This is a genomic window from Gammaproteobacteria bacterium (assembly GCA_041395725.1).
Taxonomy (GTDB): domain Bacteria; phylum Pseudomonadota; class Gammaproteobacteria; order Pseudomonadales; family Pseudohongiellaceae; genus NORP240.
In genome coordinates this window covers 686,409-701,499 of the sequence record JAWKZW010000001.1, presented here as the reverse complement: position 1 = coordinate 701,499, position 15,091 = coordinate 686,409, and the positions used below count along the sequence as shown (strand labels likewise).

General features: G+C 44.9%; 18 protein-coding genes. 6 read left to right on the top strand and 12 right to left on the bottom strand.

Features of this window, described 5'->3' with window-relative positions:
• Window positions 1–4: 4 nt before the first annotated feature.
• The gene (locus R3F50_03145; GenBank protein ID MEZ5489296.1) at window positions 5–337 is read right to left on the bottom strand and encodes a hypothetical protein; all 333 of its coding nucleotides are present in this window, start codon (window positions 335–337) and stop codon (window positions 5–7) included.
• A 508-nt stretch (window positions 338–845) separates the two neighbouring features.
• Here R3F50_03145 and R3F50_03140 point away from each other — a divergent pair.
• Window positions 846–1,004, top strand: a complete 159-nt coding sequence (locus R3F50_03140; GenBank protein MEZ5489295.1) for a hypothetical protein — start codon at window positions 846–848, stop codon at window positions 1,002–1,004.
• 18 nt (window positions 1,005–1,022) lie between these two features.
• Window positions 1,023–1,553, top strand: a complete 531-nt coding sequence (locus R3F50_03135) for a thioredoxin family protein (protein ID MEZ5489294.1) — start codon at window positions 1,023–1,025, stop codon at window positions 1,551–1,553.
• On the opposite strand, the gene R3F50_03130 is transcribed toward R3F50_03135, so the two are convergent.
• Complete coding sequence (locus R3F50_03130) at window positions 1,539–1,937, bottom strand: helix-turn-helix domain-containing protein (GenBank protein MEZ5489293.1); 399 nt, start codon at window positions 1,935–1,937, stop codon at window positions 1,539–1,541. The two genes, R3F50_03135 and R3F50_03130, sit on opposite strands and share 15 nt — an antisense overlap.
• Before the next feature lie 110 nt (window positions 1,938–2,047).
• On the opposite strand from R3F50_03130, the gene R3F50_03125 reads away from it, so the two are divergent.
• Window positions 2,048–2,263, top strand: a complete 216-nt coding sequence (locus R3F50_03125; GenBank protein MEZ5489292.1) for a GDCCVxC domain-containing (seleno)protein — start codon at window positions 2,048–2,050, stop codon at window positions 2,261–2,263.
• A gap of 29 nt (window positions 2,264–2,292) precedes the next feature.
• On the top strand, window positions 2,293–2,523 hold the full coding sequence (locus R3F50_03120; GenBank protein MEZ5489291.1) for a hypothetical protein: 231 nt from the start codon (window positions 2,293–2,295) through the stop codon (window positions 2,521–2,523).
• Between the two features lie 505 nt (window positions 2,524–3,028).
• On the opposite strand, the gene R3F50_03115 is transcribed toward R3F50_03120, so the two are convergent.
• Both R3F50_03115 and R3F50_03110 read right to left on the bottom strand, forming a co-directional pair.
• Window positions 3,029–3,517 carry a hypothetical protein gene (locus R3F50_03115; protein ID MEZ5489290.1) on the bottom strand — a complete coding sequence of 163 codons (489 nt, stop codon included), beginning with the start codon at window positions 3,515–3,517 and terminating at the stop codon, window positions 3,029–3,031.
• 31 nt (window positions 3,518–3,548) lie between these two features.
• Entirely contained in the window at window positions 3,549–4,874 is a 1,326-nt protein-coding gene (locus R3F50_03110; GenBank protein ID MEZ5489289.1) for an APC family permease, read from the bottom strand.
• 94 nt (window positions 4,875–4,968) lie between these two features.
• Between R3F50_03110 and R3F50_03105 the strand changes: the two genes are divergently transcribed.
• Entirely contained in the window at window positions 4,969–5,298 is a 330-nt protein-coding gene (locus R3F50_03105; protein MEZ5489288.1) for a ferredoxin family protein, read from the top strand.
• Window positions 5,299–5,392: 94 nt separating this feature from the next.
• Here R3F50_03105 and R3F50_03100 read toward each other — a convergent pair whose 3' ends face one another.
• The 8 genes from R3F50_03100 to R3F50_03065 all read right to left on the bottom strand — a co-directional run bounded on the left by R3F50_03100 (window position 5,393) and on the right by R3F50_03065 (window position 13,380).
• Window positions 5,393–5,959: a GNAT family N-acetyltransferase gene (locus R3F50_03100; protein MEZ5489287.1), complete on the bottom strand. Its 567-nt coding sequence runs from the start codon at window positions 5,957–5,959 to the stop codon at window positions 5,393–5,395.
• 646 nt (window positions 5,960–6,605) lie between these two features.
• Window positions 6,606–6,830: a hypothetical protein gene (locus R3F50_03095; protein MEZ5489286.1), complete on the bottom strand. Its 225-nt coding sequence runs from the start codon at window positions 6,828–6,830 to the stop codon at window positions 6,606–6,608.
• Between the two features lie 184 nt (window positions 6,831–7,014).
• Window positions 7,015–7,371 carry a cation transporter gene (locus R3F50_03090; protein ID MEZ5489285.1) on the bottom strand — a complete coding sequence of 119 codons (357 nt, stop codon included), beginning with the start codon at window positions 7,369–7,371 and terminating at the stop codon, window positions 7,015–7,017.
• A gap of 279 nt (window positions 7,372–7,650) precedes the next feature.
• The gene (locus R3F50_03085; GenBank protein MEZ5489284.1) at window positions 7,651–8,112 is read right to left on the bottom strand and encodes a nuclear transport factor 2 family protein; all 462 of its coding nucleotides are present in this window, start codon (window positions 8,110–8,112) and stop codon (window positions 7,651–7,653) included.
• A gap of 73 nt (window positions 8,113–8,185) precedes the next feature.
• Window positions 8,186–9,181 carry a copper resistance protein B gene (locus R3F50_03080; protein ID MEZ5489283.1) on the bottom strand — a complete coding sequence of 332 codons (996 nt, stop codon included), beginning with the start codon at window positions 9,179–9,181 and terminating at the stop codon, window positions 8,186–8,188.
• On the bottom strand, window positions 9,178–10,968 hold the full coding sequence (locus tag R3F50_03075; protein ID MEZ5489282.1) for a copper resistance system multicopper oxidase: 1,791 nt from the start codon (window positions 10,966–10,968) through the stop codon (window positions 9,178–9,180). Before R3F50_03075 ends, R3F50_03080 begins: the two co-directional genes overlap by 4 nt.
• Before the next feature lie 314 nt (window positions 10,969–11,282).
• On the bottom strand, window positions 11,283–12,695 hold the full coding sequence (locus R3F50_03070; GenBank protein MEZ5489281.1) for a Cu(+)/Ag(+) sensor histidine kinase: 1,413 nt from the start codon (window positions 12,693–12,695) through the stop codon (window positions 11,283–11,285).
• On the bottom strand, window positions 12,688–13,380 hold the full coding sequence (locus tag R3F50_03065; protein MEZ5489280.1) for a heavy metal response regulator transcription factor: 693 nt from the start codon (window positions 13,378–13,380) through the stop codon (window positions 12,688–12,690). Before R3F50_03065 ends, R3F50_03070 begins: the two co-directional genes overlap by 8 nt.
• Before the next feature lie 264 nt (window positions 13,381–13,644).
• On the opposite strand from R3F50_03065, the gene R3F50_03060 reads away from it, so the two are divergent.
• Window positions 13,645–15,003 carry a TolC family protein gene (locus R3F50_03060; protein ID MEZ5489279.1) on the top strand — a complete coding sequence of 453 codons (1,359 nt, stop codon included), beginning with the start codon at window positions 13,645–13,647 and terminating at the stop codon, window positions 15,001–15,003.
• Window positions 15,004–15,091 lie beyond the last annotated feature (88 nt).

Genomic DNA, 15,091 nt, shown 5'->3' with positions numbered 1-15,091 from the left:
ACTATTAGGCAGTTGCAGGAGGTGCTCGTAGAGGGGGGAGAAGAGACGCAGGATTCTTGGGAACGAATACAGGACCCGCTGGCAAGGACCCTTGCTGTTTAGTAATTGCGGAAAAACGAGAAGAAAACGAGCCAGCAACAGCTACGTTTCCACCATCGAATAACTTGGAAAGAAGCGTATCGAGTTTTAACTCGGTTTCGACATCTAAGGTTTCTGTTTCATCGCGTATGTCATCCGCATGAGAACTTCCGTTCTCAAAATGGATGGAAACAGCTGCTTCTTGGCCGTCAAAACAATAGCGCACGTGCATGTGCGAGATATTGCCAATTAACAACAACAGAACGGCCAGTATGCCTACGGCACTCTGGATTTGGGAACTCTGTCGTGTAATCGAAAGTCTCAACATATAAATAGGCAGCGCTCAATAAAGCGCTAACTCATTAATTATCCTTGAATATCAACAAACTGGCTAAGGCTAACACTTAAGATACAGCAATTTGTTGATAGAAATCATATTGAAGTATATCCCAAATCAGGAGATCCAACCTCAAGATATCATGACAATCGTCCTTCCAGTCTGCTAAGTCGCACGATACACCTTTGAGTTGCTCTAAGGTCAAGGGTAGAAACTCTCTCAGATCTTTGAAGTTTTACTTAGATATTTAGTGATGTAAGTTTTTTTTTTTGCTTATCGAGTATTGGCGCGAAAATTCGATCGTTGACAAAACCACGAGCTAGTTTGCATAGCGTCGTAAGCGGGCAACCACGAATTAACTATATGTAGTGATTTCATATTTAAATTATGCTTGCTCCTATAGTAGGTACAGGTGCTAAATTTGGGAGTTATGAGCAAATCATACACGAAAAATCTATTCATCATACCGATTCTGGTGTTTTCGGTAGCTGTCTCTCTAGTCGCTAAAGCTGCTGCTGCTGAAGCTGAACTATCGAAATTTACCATCTTTGTAGAAGGAATGATGAAGAGTCAAAGCGGCGTTACCTGACTAAGCTGACCAGATAGTGTGGTAGCGGCTCTGTCAGAGCTCGCCGGGATAGAAGCTGATGATGTTGAAGTATTTCTCGACAGGGATGCCTTCACGGTTAGCTATGACTCGACGCTTGTTGCGCTTGACGACATGTACGAGGCTATTACTAATCTTGGTTATACACCCGGGCTAGATACACTACCCAGCGATCAAGAACGCACTCCCACGACCGCCGGTAAAATACCAGAACCGGTTGCATCCGCATTGATTGAGGCAAACAGTCAGCAAAAACTCCTTTTTCTAGAGTTCTATGCTGAATGGTGTATCGCCTGTAAAGCACTGGAAGAAACAACTTTCAGTAATCCAGAGGTGCAAGCGATTCTGGATGACTATCTGGTCTTAAAAATAGACACAGACGTTGGAATCGAGGCGAGCAGTCATTTTAGGGTTGTTGGTATGCCGACACTGTTGGTATTAGACGCGGAAGGAAAAGAAATTACCCGGCTAGTCGGCATGATAGAATCAGAAAGTCTTGTCTCTGTTTTGCAAGGACTATTGGTCGAATAGGCTATCTATAATTGGGCAATCGGGCACATTTCCTTTACTACATTGACCCGCCATTTCTGTTAGAACCTTTTTCATCTTCTTGAGATTGGCCATTTTCTCTGACACTTGCTCTGCATGGTGAACAGTCAGTTCATGTACTTCTTTGCAGGTATATTTCCCGGAATCAACGAGGCTAAGCAAACTGTCGATTTCTTTCAGTGAAAAGCCAAGATCCCTGCATTTGTGGATGAAATTCAATCTGCGGACGTCATCTTCTGTGTAGATCCTTCTGCCACCCCCGTTCCTTTTAGGAATCGGAATGATCCCCTCTCTTTCGTAATAGCGAATGGTTTCAATGTTCACACCGGTTTTTTCTGAAAGACCGCCGATTGTAATCGTGCTCATTCTTGAATAGCCCTCATAAATGTCTTGCATCTGTAGTAACTGCAGGTTGTATCTTATCTGCGAATCCTCTGGATTTGTAGAGGTCAATCTGAGTAAGGCAGAGAATTCATATGCCAGACGTAAAACTGAATTCGACAATCGGGTGCCCCAATTGTGGCTCCGAGCAAACAGTAACTATGCCCACGGATGCCTGTATCTATTTTTACAGCTGCCCCAGTTGCGGTACAATCCTAACCCCCAAAACAGGGGACTGCTGCGTCTTTTGTTCCTTTGGTAACACTCCCTGTCCACCAATTCAGGAGAACAGACTCTGTAATTCGTTCTAATTCAAGATGTTTTAGAAGGAGGTACGATCATGTCATTAGACTTCGTAGAATCAGGCTCACTTGAAAAGCCTGGACCAATTGGGCGTATTTTTCGGTTGTTGTTGGGAATATTTTGTCTCTACGGAGTGAATGAAATTGTCAGAGATACACTACTTTATGTAGCCGACCCGATCGGACAGCTGCCTGCAATGAGCCTAATGATTTTGGTTGCTATTTGCGTATTCAACTATGTAGTAAATATCGGATATTCACGTAATTGAAAGTAATTTCCTTTGCTAGTCAGTCTATTTGCTTTTGGGACTTTGGCATTAATCAACTATCTCGTGGTGGACACACGAAAATCACCAATACTAGGAATCCCTATCATTCTATGGCTTGGATATTTTTTCGCACATCTTGGAATTTCCTTTGTTCTCGCATCAACACTAGCAACACCCGGTTGTGAAATGCGCGCGATTCCACAACTATTAGGGATGTTTTTACATCTGGAATCGAAAGAGCGCCACTGTCCGTCGAGCATAATCAGTGGGATTGATAGATGGGAAAAACATCACTTTAAGCAAAACTAAGGGCTATTACGGTGATGCTTTTTCAGGAGCAAATTCCAGTGGCAATCTCATAGCGATAGGGCTTTCATTGCATAGATTCAGATTAATAGAATCGAGTCGAAATTATAGAAGAATGATTGCCGTTATAGGTATGTTCAGCACGAAGAAGCATTCAACACAAGCAAGGCTTGCATGATTGAGCTGAAGCCTTCATGATTTATTGGCAGTAGGGGAGCTGGGCGCCAAGTAATCCTTTCATAAAAACAGAAGCTAACCACAGCGTTATTGGTGGTAAGATCAGCCATTGCAGAAGTGGAAGTATGCCAACATCTAGATAGGGTATAAGCGGCATAAATTCACTATACTGCCAGCGATCAAGAAGCTTAGTTGAAAGTAGCTCTAAGACGACGGTTAGAAATAATCCGCCAACTAGGAATGCAAGCAAAGGCTCCACTTTTTTGTCAACTAACCAGAATAGACCGCCTTCTGAGATAATGGCGGCGAATACGTACGCTGATAGTGCTACTAATCCATCGGCAATAGTTGCTTTGGTACAAATCAATACCGCCTCCCAATGACCCAGATTGGCCATTTCGAAGTAGAACGGAACTTGCCACATTTCCCATACGAAATGCAGAAGGAATGTCGATATGTATAGTGTAGAAAGCAGCTTGCTCACAGCAATTAGATTCACTTCAGCATTCATGAGAGGTTTTCTCTTTTCGCATAATATCAATTCAACCTTTGTTGGTTTTTTCCTTGGAAAGAAACCACCGTTCGCCCGCTAGAATTAGAACTAGGCCCGCTATAGAAGCGTAGATGACCAGCACATCAGATTGCACTTTGACCCAAAGAAATGCAATCAATACCACTATGTCCAGCACGATCGCAGTAACCAGTATCGCAGCGTTGGCGCCAATTTCATTGCGAACGTAGTGAAGAATCCCCCAATGAATTGCTATATCCATCAATATATAAAATATTGCACCTAGTGAAGCAATACGGCTCAAGTCGAAAAAAACCGAGAGCAATATTGCGAGAACTAAAGTGTAAACTAAAGTATGTTTCTGAATACTTCCTGGCATACCAAAGTGACTGTGAGGGACGAGTTTCATATCAGTCAGCATGGCGAGCATACGGGAAACTGCAAACACGCTCGCTATGACACCGGACACCGTCGCCACAATGGCGAAAATGACGGTAACACGAAGTCCCAAGTCACCATAGGCGGGCCGGGAAGCTTCGGCCAGCGAATAGTCCCTCGCAGCTACAATTTCATCTACAGAAAGATTACCAGCCACGGCAAATGCAACAAGCATATAGACGACAACACAAATTCCGAGCGAAAAGACAATAGCGCGACCCACATTCTTATGTGGATTTTTAATCTCCGAGCCACTGTTAGTGATGGTGGTAAATCCCTTGTATGCCAAAATTCCCAGTGCCACCGCTCCCAGAAAACCCGAAATCGTTGTCTCTTCACGGGGTGAGGCAATTACCTCGAAGTTCACGCCGGATGCCCACAAACCTCCAACGGCAAGAAATGCCAAGCCACCAATCTTGATAAAGGCCATGAAAAAGGAAAAAGACTGGATGAATCGATTTCCTAGGATGTTGACTACAAAAGCAAAAACCAGGACAGAGACAGCAAGCAATGGAAGTAGCCATCCCTGAGATTCTGCTCCAAATAACTGCATGCTATACGTGGCGAAGGTACGGGCTACCAGACTTTCATTGATTACCATCGAAAAGTACATCAACAATGCACAGACTGCGGTCACAGTTCCTCTTCCATAAGATTTTTCCAGAAACATGGCAATACCTCCGGCGGAAGGCCATGCATTCGCCATTTTTACGTAGCTGTAAGCGGAGAATCCGGAAATGATCGCTGCTACAAGAAAAGCAAGAGGAAACCAATCCCTCGCAAGCTCCGCCACTTGCCCTGTTAACGCGAAAATTCCGGCGCCTATCATTACGCCCGTGCCCATGGACACAGCGCCCCAGAGGCTCAGAGTGTTTTCCTTGTATTGTTCACTACGATCGTGTGCGGAATGATTGTGCATGGTGACTCCCTTTTACAATTTCACGATAGTGCTGTTTAATCTATTCCTAACACATCAAGATGGCCTGCATTGGGCTTAGTTTCGAGTACACGGTATGACCTTTGTCGTCGGAGAGAACTGCATCAGGTGCAAATATACTGACTGTGTAGAAGTCTGCCCTGTAGACTGCTTTTACGAGGGTCCGAACATGCTCGTTATCAATCCCGATGAATGCATCGACTGTGCATTGTGTGAACCCGAATGCCCGGTTGATGCAATTTATGCCGCTGACGAACTCCCTGACAATCAGTCAGAATTCCTTTCACTCAATAAAAAACTATGCAGTTCATGGCGAAACATAGTAGAGGTTAAGCTTCCCCCCGAAGATGCGGACTACTGGAAGGACAAGCCAAATAAACGCGCCTTACTAGAAGCAAAATGGTGAGGCGCAAGGCTGCGATTGCACTTTTGGCTATTGACAAATTAACAAGCTAAGCTGAGAAAGCCGCGGAATTAGCTTGACAACTTGTCAATCTCATTTACGCCACGGTCGCTTGATGTGGATACAACTTTGAATACACTAACGAGTTTGCGATTCTTCCATCAGGTAGCATCCGATCAAAGTGTATCTTTGCTTCAAATTTGTATCCCGCTCTTTCAGCGACACGCTTACTGGCCAAATTTGACTCCGCCATTCTAATTTCCAATCTACGCACTTTAAGTACATCAATGGCATATTCTTCGAGCAGCTTTACGGATGCTGATATATACCCCTTTCTACTCTCTGAGCTTCGAATCCAATACCCAAACTCTAAGTAAGGAATCTTTGGATTTCGTATAATCAGGCCAATGGTTCCTACAAGTTTTAAATCACAGTTCCTAACTATGAAAAAACGATACTCATTCACGTGATTCTCAAAATTACTAATAGCCAGCTCCATATGACTTCGTACATTTTCAATTGAGGGATTAGGTTCAGGCCAAAGTTCAAACTCTTTTAGATTTTCGTAGGATTCGACTAAGGCCTCTCTGACGGATTCGGAAAGGTCCAAGTTGGGTTTTTTCAACGTGACTACTGAATCTGAAAGCATGTTTACTTTACTCATAACTCCGTTCATATACGACGCCGCAAGCGCGTGCTTGATGACTTGGCTAGGTCTTCGGCACCCAAGTTGCAAACTAATTTAGAAGTACCCAAAAAGTTAAAGCCCGTTCAGCAACAATTCGCCCTATCACTAAAGCGAAAATTTACAAGCACCATTGGTTCCCTCCTGAAAGTATTCAATACGTTCGAAATTCTTCAATCTAGGACTACATTTGATATCCGCAAAAAAGTGAGTTATTTCGGCTGCGTGCATTAGCGTCTTGGGGAGGGCGCTGGCGATATAGGATATTAATCTACGCTTTTCCCAAATTCGCACGTTAATTTTTCAATACCTACCTTTTCTATTGTAAGAACAAACTATCAGCCCAATGACAATAAAGACTATACCTAAACCAGGGGTAGTGATTTGGGTATGGATGCCGTCAAATAGTCCAAATACACCAATTAGTATTAGCAGTATCCCGATTGTTAGTCGCATCTGTGAGCTCTTGTCGAATAATGAATTACGGAAAATCTACGTTTTATCGGTAAAAGGAACATACCCATTGCGAAAGTTACAAGCGTGAACCTTTGGCTCGCTACAATTTGAAAGCAGCCTGCAGGCTGCAGCCAGTATGTAGTTGTCACAAAGTTAAAGTTTGGAATGTTTATTCTTCCAGCCTATGACTGAGATGTTCTATCATTTGAGACCTCATCATCCGCATTCTCTCGTTCATTGGCATGGCTACCGAACTTTGCTTCTCCTGTTCAGTACTTTCTATTGCCGCCTCGTCCTGCTCCATTACTCGCATGCCTTGCATCATCCTTTGCATGTGCTCCAGCACTAATTCTTGTCGCCGGTTAGCGTTATCCTCGTTCTGAATCTTATTCATTAAGGCTTGCATCTCTTACATATGTTCATGAACCATCATCTTGGAACCTTGCGCATCACGAGCAAAATCTGAGTTTTTGTTTCGGTGTTCATCTGCAGCTTGCAAAGAACCTATTAGCAAGGTGCTCACAAATACAAATGTCTACCGAGTATCCGGAGCCTGTCCTCAAGTTTCCACTGAACAACTACTTTTTTGGTATATCCTTATGGCAGCTCCAGGGTTCGGAATTGGCGTTATCTTTAATGTTTTCGTCGGTAACACGATAGTATCTTTCCTTGAAATGAGTCCACCACCCGTGACCAATTTCTAAGCCATAACGGTCGAGTATCTCTTCCACTGAATCAATAGATATCCTCGTTGCATCATAAGCAAGATTGATAACCTGCGATTTTGCGTCAATGGAGACTGAATCCAAGCCAAACAATTGGTCGATCTCCTGAACTGCCTGTTCTAATTTCTCATTGTCAGGCTGTTCAAGTTTCAGATGTCTCACGACAAGGTATACTTCGGAGACGCCTAATCTGTGTTCAGTTTTAGTCATGGAATCGGCTCTTTCGTCAAGTTTAAGGACCGCTACTCGGCAACCAATAAAAAGTAACAGTTTCTATCGTCTAATGGGTTGGGTAGCTATGTCACGTTCGCACTCGAACTGTCCAGCCAGGTAGTGTCAATCACAATCGTACGTAACTGGAATTGCGGCGCGCTTTTTCTCATTTTTAGCATGTTCTGCCTCATTCAGTATTACAGAGGAAAGAGCTGATAAAAACGGCTGAGGGGCTAAAGGAAAATCTCCTTTACCTTGCTCACTAATATGATCGACTCAGCTCTTTGGCCGGCCTGACGTGTGCATGTGTACAATTTTCCAACCCTCACCGCTTTTCTCAAGGATTGCCGTACCACGCCCCTCGATTTCGATACGGCTACTTTCGGTTACCGCGCTCAATTCATATCGAAATGCAGAAAAGGCAATATCTCCTCTTACCTGTGGTTCGATGGCAAAAAAGCGGTATTGGAGATTGTTAAATGCCTGTAATTCTGGTTTTAGATGGTGATCGCGATACTCATCCCATCCATGGTTCACTCCAGCACCTTCGATAATGTGTACACCACGGCCAGGAGCGTAAATCTCGTCTAGGGGAGATAGGTTTCCAGCCTGCGTGAATGCAGCTACTTGTTCAAGCAGTGAGCGGATCTTATCAACCTCATCGGTTTGCCCGAACGCATTGGGAATGAAAAGAAGAGCCCATATAGTTACTGACAGGATACAACTATTGCAGTTCATTCAGTTTCCCTTGTTTTAAATGATTCATATAACAGAATGTATGTTTATGACGGTTCTAAACTGGTCGAGCAGCCTAGAACCAAAACCTCAACCCAGCGACCCAACGTGTGTCGGTGTCATCGAATTTTGCGGGAAGCAAATCGGCGGTCTCGCCAAATCTTTGAATTCTTTCGACACCTATATAAGGTACAAACTGACGGGTGAATTGATACTGCATTCTCAACCCAAAAGTGATGTCAGAAAGGCCACTACCGATACCTCGTTCCGGATCATCCTTGCCATAGGCGTTGACATCTACCCGCGGCTTCAGCGTTAGCCGCTGCGTGATTCTTCCTTCGTATTCCGCTTCGAAACCGATAGCGGTCCTTCCATTTTCCCCGACGAATGCGGTTGCGTGGATGTCAAACCAATAGGGAGCCAGGCCTTGCACACCGGCGGCTAACCAGCGTCTTGTGGGGCCATCACCATTATCGACTCGTATTCCTAGCTGTGTATCCCAGAATTTGGATGTAGCGCGAGACCAGAGCAATTCCGTCCGGCTGTCCTCTAGCGAACCATCCGTATACTCGCCTTCCGCCTTGAGGACAAACCGGCTGTAGGTTTTGCCGAACCAGGCTTGGACATCGTATCTTGTACCATCGGAACCTTCCTGATTAAGGTGCTCTAGACGATTAACAATTAGTCTACTGAAGGTTTCTTCATCCATCAGACTGGTTTGATCCTCCACCGGCAACGCATACAGGCCTTGCTCTCGAGTATACCCACCAGAATACGCATGTGGACTTCGGGCAACAGCCGTGTCAACTTGCATGGCTGACTCATCATGGTCCATGACTTGTTGTTGGGTGGTGTGAACATTCTCCGCCTGGATTGTATCCGCCAAGATGCCATCGCTACTCTCGGAATGATCTGCATGGATTTCTTCCAATACAGGCTCGATGATATGCTGAGAATGATCCGCGTGGTCATCGGCCACTTGCCCCGATGCCAATTCAGCATATGAGGTCAGTCCTAAAACAGTGCAGAATGTTAGAGCGTAGCGAGGGATAGCTTTCAGGCTGACAATCACGTCACTATCACCTGGCGAAACATGCCTGCATCCATATGAAACAGCAAATGACAATGCCATGCCCATCGCCCGAGCGCGTCCGCTGTCACTAAGAAACTGATTCGTTGCGCCGGTTGCACTAAAATTGTATGTTTTCTTACTAGAAATTCACCCTCATCGTTTTCTAATTCGCTCCACATGCCATGTAGGTGCATTGGGTGTGTCATCATCGTGTCGTTGTGCAAAATGACCCTTAGCCGTTCACCATGTTTAAAATGGATGGGGGTTGATTTCCCATACTCCACACCATCAATCGACCAGGAATAGCGTTCCATATTGCCGGTAAGGTGCAGCTCAATTTCCCGATCAGGTCCACGAGAATCCATAGGACCACCTATGGTTTTTAGATCAGCAAGCGTAAGAACGCGCCGACCATTATCGCGAAGCCCTACCCCCGGGTCATCAAGATTTGTTCTGGGGGTATCTACCAGCATATCGGTGCTGGCACTATACTCGGTACTCGCGTGCCTGACTTGTTTGGAGGGTTTGATCAAAATATCAGTGGGACTGCTTTGTTTCATGACTGTCCCATTATTGGGAGTGCTGTGATCGTCGTGGTTCATAGCCATCTCACCGTCACTCATTCCAGTCACCATAGAATGATTCATGGCTCCCATCATATCTTCCATGGTCAGCCACACGGGTTCACTTACTGCTGGTATGTCAGCCGTTAGCCCCGGCTTACTGCTCAATGTGCCCCGAACGAAACCGGTGCGTTCAATGGATTCAGCAAAAATTGTGTAGGCGGTTTTTGTGGGCTCGACGATAACATCATAGGTTTCGCCCGAGCCAAATCGGAATTCATCGACGGTGACGGGCTCGACATTCAGCCCATCAGATTGAACAACAGTCATTGGCAGATGGGGAATACGCACATCGAATATTGTATTGCTGCCTGCATTTATGAAACGCAGCCGAACTCTCTCTCCGGGAGTAAAGAGTTCGCTCCAATTTCCTGCTTGAGTTTTTCCATTCATCAGGAAGGTTAGCGTATACGCAGACAGGTCTGAAAGATCGGTTGGGTTCATGCGCATTTCGTTCCACATGCGACGCTTGTCTAGTGCGGCACCTAGCCCGTCATTTGTTACGTCAGAAAACAAATCTAGCAAGGTTGGTTGAGTAAAATTGTAATAGTCACTCTGCGTTTTAAGTTTCTCAAATACACGTTCGGGGATTTCATTGGTCCAGTCTGATAACTGCACTATATAGTCGCGATCCGCTTGAATGGATTCACCGCCAATCGGCGTTATTATAATTGCTCCATACATGCCGGCCATTTCCTGCGCGCCGGAGTGTGAGTGATACCAGTAAGTGCCGCTCTGTTGAACTTTAAATTTGTACGTAAATGTCTCTCCAGGATCGATTCCTTTAAAACTGATTCCGGGTACACCGTCCATGTTAAAAGGCAATATCAGGCCGTGCCAATGTATTGAAGTTCTTTCACGAAGGTGGTTGGTAACGTGAATAGTAACAGTGTCTCCCTCTCGCCATCGAAGTGTGGGAGCGGGAATTGAACCGTTAATGGTAGTGGCGGTTCGGGGTTTTCCGTTAAAGTTTACCGGTGTCTGGGCAACTATAAGATTAAACTCTGTGCCGGAAAGCTCTGGCGCACTGCTAGGTAAAATCGAACTAGCCGCGGTTAAGGCGGGGCCTGCACCAAGCATGGCGCTACCCGTGGCTAGGGCGGAAACAAACCGGCGTCGGCCGACACTCTGAAGTGGTACTGAAGGTGGAATACTGCGACTCATGGAGAAAGAAACCCGTCTCAACTCCGACTAAAAATTAGTGGAATTGCTGCCTTATTACTACAATTGACAAAGAATAGGCGTAAGTTTAAAGGCCTATCCCTGACGTTCCCATGACCCTTGCATTACATTTTTGTAATCTTATAATCTGGCAGGCGATAGTTAACAGGATATAGATTTAGTAGGTAACTCGCCCGAGAAATCGATTCGGAATTTAGGATGGCTCTTGATCAGTCTTGGTGGGAGATGAAACACTGCTTACGCATATTTTTGTAGAGGTTTATAGCGGAGTCAGAATGTTTCGTTAAGTTATGAAATTAGGCGTTTTTGGGTAGCTCTATTGCGAAGCTGGTCATACCTTTATCGGAAGTGACAGTGATACTGCCACTATGAATTTCGATTATCGACTTGACGATTGCTAAACCAAGGCCTGCTCCTTGCCTTTGCCGTGAAGGATCTGCCTGATAAAAGCGATCAAATATTTTCGGCAGTTGCTCGGTCTTTATCTCCTTTCCAAAATTTTTAATAGTAATCAGGGCTGAGTTATTGGTTGAACTCAGGCTAACTTCCACGGATTGACCCTGATTTGTATGATCAATTGCATTTGAAACTAAGTTAGACAGTGCTCTTCTCAGCATCGAATCATCGCCGAATATTTCAGGGCAATGTCCACTAAGTTTGAGTGTCACGTCTTGCTCTTCTGACCATGCCTCGTAGTATTCGAATATCCCTTCAATCACATCTCTTATGCTCAGATAGTTAAAAGTAGGCTTAATTAGCCCGTTATCTGTTTGTGCCAGGAAGAGCATATCACTGACCATTTTGGCCATACGTTCATATTCTTCCAGATTAGAGTATAGAATTTCTCGATACTCAGTGACATCACGTGCTTTACCAAGTGATACTTCTGTTTGAGTAATAATATTGGTTATAGGAGTGCGAAATTCATGCGCTATGTCCGCTGAAAAATTCGACAGCCTTTCGAAGACATCTTCCATTTTGACTATCATTTTGTTAAATGAATCTACTAGCTCTGCTAGTTCTATAGGCACTTTGCTGGGCTCCAGTCGAAGATGTAACTTATCAGAACTAATCGTGCTGATTTTGGCGCTAAGCGCGTGGAGCGGCGCATGGGCTTGTCGTGCCGCGATCCAGGCAGCAAGAATCGCAAAAAGGCTAACGCTTGTAATGATACTCCAGAGTGTTTTATTAAAGCCCTCCAAAAATCTAAAATGTTCATCCATCAATGCCGCCACTACAATGGTAAACTCCTGGGAGACTCCCTGAACGAGGTTGTAGTCTGCTACTGGAACCTTCAAGACTGCACCGCTATAAGCACTTCCACCTTCAGTCCAGTCGTGCAGAACGTTGCGTTCTATCGACTCAACAGTATCAACTGAATTTGCAATAGATATCAAATCCGGACCTGGCGTTGCATAGACTAGGGAATTTTTGTCGTCGGCAACCAGAAAATAGACCCCGTGGTGACCAGACACTGCCCCTTCCAGATCGATTGCCAATTCAGAAGCACCTTTGTTCGCCGTTGACGAATTCAAAGTAGATTGCACCGATTCGGATATCACCCGGAGCTCTTCAGTTTCCAGTTCAACAAAGTGGAGTGCAATTGAGCGTTGCACAAAGATTCCGAGGGCTAATAGGCTACCAATGGTCGCAATACCCACCAGTACTGTGACTCGGAGAACCAGAGATGCGGGACGACCATTAATCATCAGAAATTTCGCTAAGATCCTCTATCGTATAGCCCATTCCACGGACAGTGTGAATCAATTTTGACTTAAAGGGATCGTCAATTTTAGAACGTAATCGGCGAATAGCGACATCGATAACATTCGTGTCGCTGTCAAAGTTCATGTCCCACACTTGTGAGGCAATAAGAGAGCGGGGCAACACTTCACCCTGCCTTCTCACCAGCAATTCTAGCAAAGAAAATTCCTTGTTAGTCAACTGGATTAGTTTCCCAGAACGTGTAACACGCCGTTTTGGCAAATTCAGTACAAGATCAGAGATCTGCAACTTATTTTCAGAGTGCTGAACAGCAGGACGCCTAAGTAGTGTCCGGACACGCGCTAGTAGCTCAGCGAAGGCAAACGGCTTTACCAGATAATCGTCGGCACCAAGCTCAAGGCCCTTAACTCTATCCTCAACGCTATCCTTCGCGGTAAGAAATAAAACGGGAGTATTATCTTCGGCTTCTCTTATCGAGCTCACAATCTTCCAGCCGTCAATGTCTGGCAGCATAACGTCGAGTATCACCAGATCATATGATCCTGTCCTTGCTAAGTGGTGTCCATCAAGGCCGGTTCTAGCCAGGTCGACACTAAAACCCGATTCCGTTAATCCCTGTTTGAGATAGTTGCCAGTCTTGGCCTCATCTTCGACTACAAGAATTTTCAATGTTTGATTATCTCCGGTAGATGTGGTCAGTCAAACTAAGTTTGGCAAATTCTAGCAATCACATACTAGCAGAAAGATTACACGATCATTACGAAGATGTAATCCTCACGTAATCCTGGGGAAAGTCGTGCGACCCTATACTTCTAAGCTACTGGGTAACGAGTCATAAATAGTTGAATCAAATAGCTGAGCCTGCGCCAGTCATACTATTTCATGTTGAAAAGAAGCTGTGTGCGGACAATTGTTCGTCTGTAGGGGCATAAGGTGGTGGCGTTTAAAAGCGTCTATTCAGTTCTAAATGAAGGGAAAGTTGTATTGAAAAATATGGAATCGAGTTTACTGAGACTTGGGCAGATTTCTGCTTTTTCGTTGTTGTTACTTGTTGTTGCCTTGCCCGTTAGCTCCCAAGAATTGCAAAATCTCACCCTTGAATATGCAATCGATCTAGCTATTGAGGGGGATGATTGGCTTATTGTTAGTCAACAGGAAGAGAACGCATTACTTGAACAAGCGATAGCGTCAGGAGAATTGCCAGATCCCAAAATGATGGTCGGGCTGCCGAATATGCCACTGGATACGCTGAACTTTAATCAGGAGCCGATGACACAGTTCCGCGTAGGTGTTAGTCAATCGTTTCCGAGAGGCGATTCTCTCAAGCTACAGCGGCGTCGAGTTTTGCAGCAAAGTGAGGTCAATCCGTTTCAACGTGATGACCGAAAAGCAGCGGTTTCATTAGAAGTTTCACGTCTCTGGTTGGATGGGTATCTAGCAGAGCAGTCAATTACTCTGATTAATAACGACAGAGTATTATTTGAACAGTTGGTAGATATTACGAATGCGAGATATACGTCGGCAGCTGGGCTTGCCAGGCAACAGGATTTGGTGCGAGCTGAAGTGGAACTGGTGAGGTTGGATGACAGGTTGGCTATGTTGCGACAACTTCAGGACCGGAGTAAGCAGCGACTTGCTGAGTGGTTGCCTTATGAATATTTGTCCTTGCCTTTGTCACCCGAACTGCAGCAGCGACCGCCGCCTTCGACAGAATTGTCAGGCCTTGCACAGGCTTCTGAATATTTTCTGAACCATCCGAAAGTCAGGGCGCAGGACAAAAAAATTGAAATTGCCCAAACACAAATTGAAATCACAGAACAAAGTTTTAAACCTTCATACAGTGTAGGGGTCAATTACGGTTATAGGGGTAACGCGCCAGGAGGCATCGAAAGGGCAGATTTCATTTCTCTTGATGTGAGTTTTGACTTGCCTCTATTTACTGAGAAGCGACAGAAGCCGCGATTACGGGCAAGTCAATACCGGGCTTCCGCGAGGCAAACCGAAAGGATGCTCTTGATAAAAGATCTGTTTGCGAATTACCAGCAAGCAATGGCTCAGCTTGTGGTGTTGGATGAGCGCAGAGCACTTTTTAACGATACCCTATTATCGCAACTATCTGATTTGACTCAAGCAACCTTGTCTTCTTACACAGCAGACGAGGGAGACTTTGAAGAAGTAATGCGTGCCTATATAGCAGAACTCAATGCCAAAATAGAATTACTTCAAATCGAAGTGGAGCGATCAAAAATCATTTCCCAACTGGATTACCTGCTCACTACATCTGCGCTTTAAGGAGACGAGATGAAAAAAAAAGATATTGATCCTTATAGTTGTCGTCGGAGTATTTGGGTTGGTGTTGGGTTACTTCTTAGCTTTGGCC

Excerpts from the sequence above, each read along its gene's own strand:
- R3F50_03075 (MEZ5489282.1), bottom strand. The coding sequence starts at position 10,968 with ATGAGTCGCAGTATTCCACCTTCAGTACCACTTCAGAGTGTCGGCCGA.
- R3F50_03070 (MEZ5489281.1), bottom strand. The coding sequence starts at position 12,695 with ATGATTAATGGTCGTCCCGCATCTCTGGTTCTCCGAGTCACAGTACTG.
- R3F50_03140 (MEZ5489295.1), top strand. The coding sequence starts at position 846 with ATGAGCAAATCATACACGAAAAATCTATTCATCATACCGATTCTGGTG.
- R3F50_03125 (MEZ5489292.1), top strand. The coding sequence starts at position 2,048 with ATGCCAGACGTAAAACTGAATTCGACAATCGGGTGCCCCAATTGTGGC.
- R3F50_03085 (MEZ5489284.1), bottom strand. The coding sequence starts at position 8,112 with ATGAACTGCAATAGTTGTATCCTGTCAGTAACTATATGGGCTCTTCTT.
- R3F50_03130 (MEZ5489293.1), bottom strand. The coding sequence starts at position 1,937 with ATGAGCACGATTACAATCGGCGGTCTTTCAGAAAAAACCGGTGTGAAC.
- R3F50_03115 (MEZ5489290.1), bottom strand. The coding sequence starts at position 3,517 with ATGAATGCTGAAGTGAATCTAATTGCTGTGAGCAAGCTGCTTTCTACA.
- R3F50_03100 (MEZ5489287.1), bottom strand. The coding sequence starts at position 5,959 with ATGAGTAAAGTAAACATGCTTTCAGATTCAGTAGTCACGTTGAAAAAA.
- R3F50_03090 (MEZ5489285.1), bottom strand. The coding sequence starts at position 7,371 with ATGACTAAAACTGAACACAGATTAGGCGTCTCCGAAGTATACCTTGTC.
- R3F50_03120 (MEZ5489291.1), top strand. The coding sequence starts at position 2,293 with ATGTCATTAGACTTCGTAGAATCAGGCTCACTTGAAAAGCCTGGACCA.
- R3F50_03095 (MEZ5489286.1), bottom strand. The coding sequence starts at position 6,830 with ATGAATAAGATTCAGAACGAGGATAACGCTAACCGGCGACAAGAATTA.
- R3F50_03110 (MEZ5489289.1), bottom strand. The coding sequence starts at position 4,874 with ATGCACAATCATTCCGCACACGATCGTAGTGAACAATACAAGGAAAAC.
- R3F50_03105 (MEZ5489288.1), top strand. The coding sequence starts at position 4,969 with ATGACCTTTGTCGTCGGAGAGAACTGCATCAGGTGCAAATATACTGAC.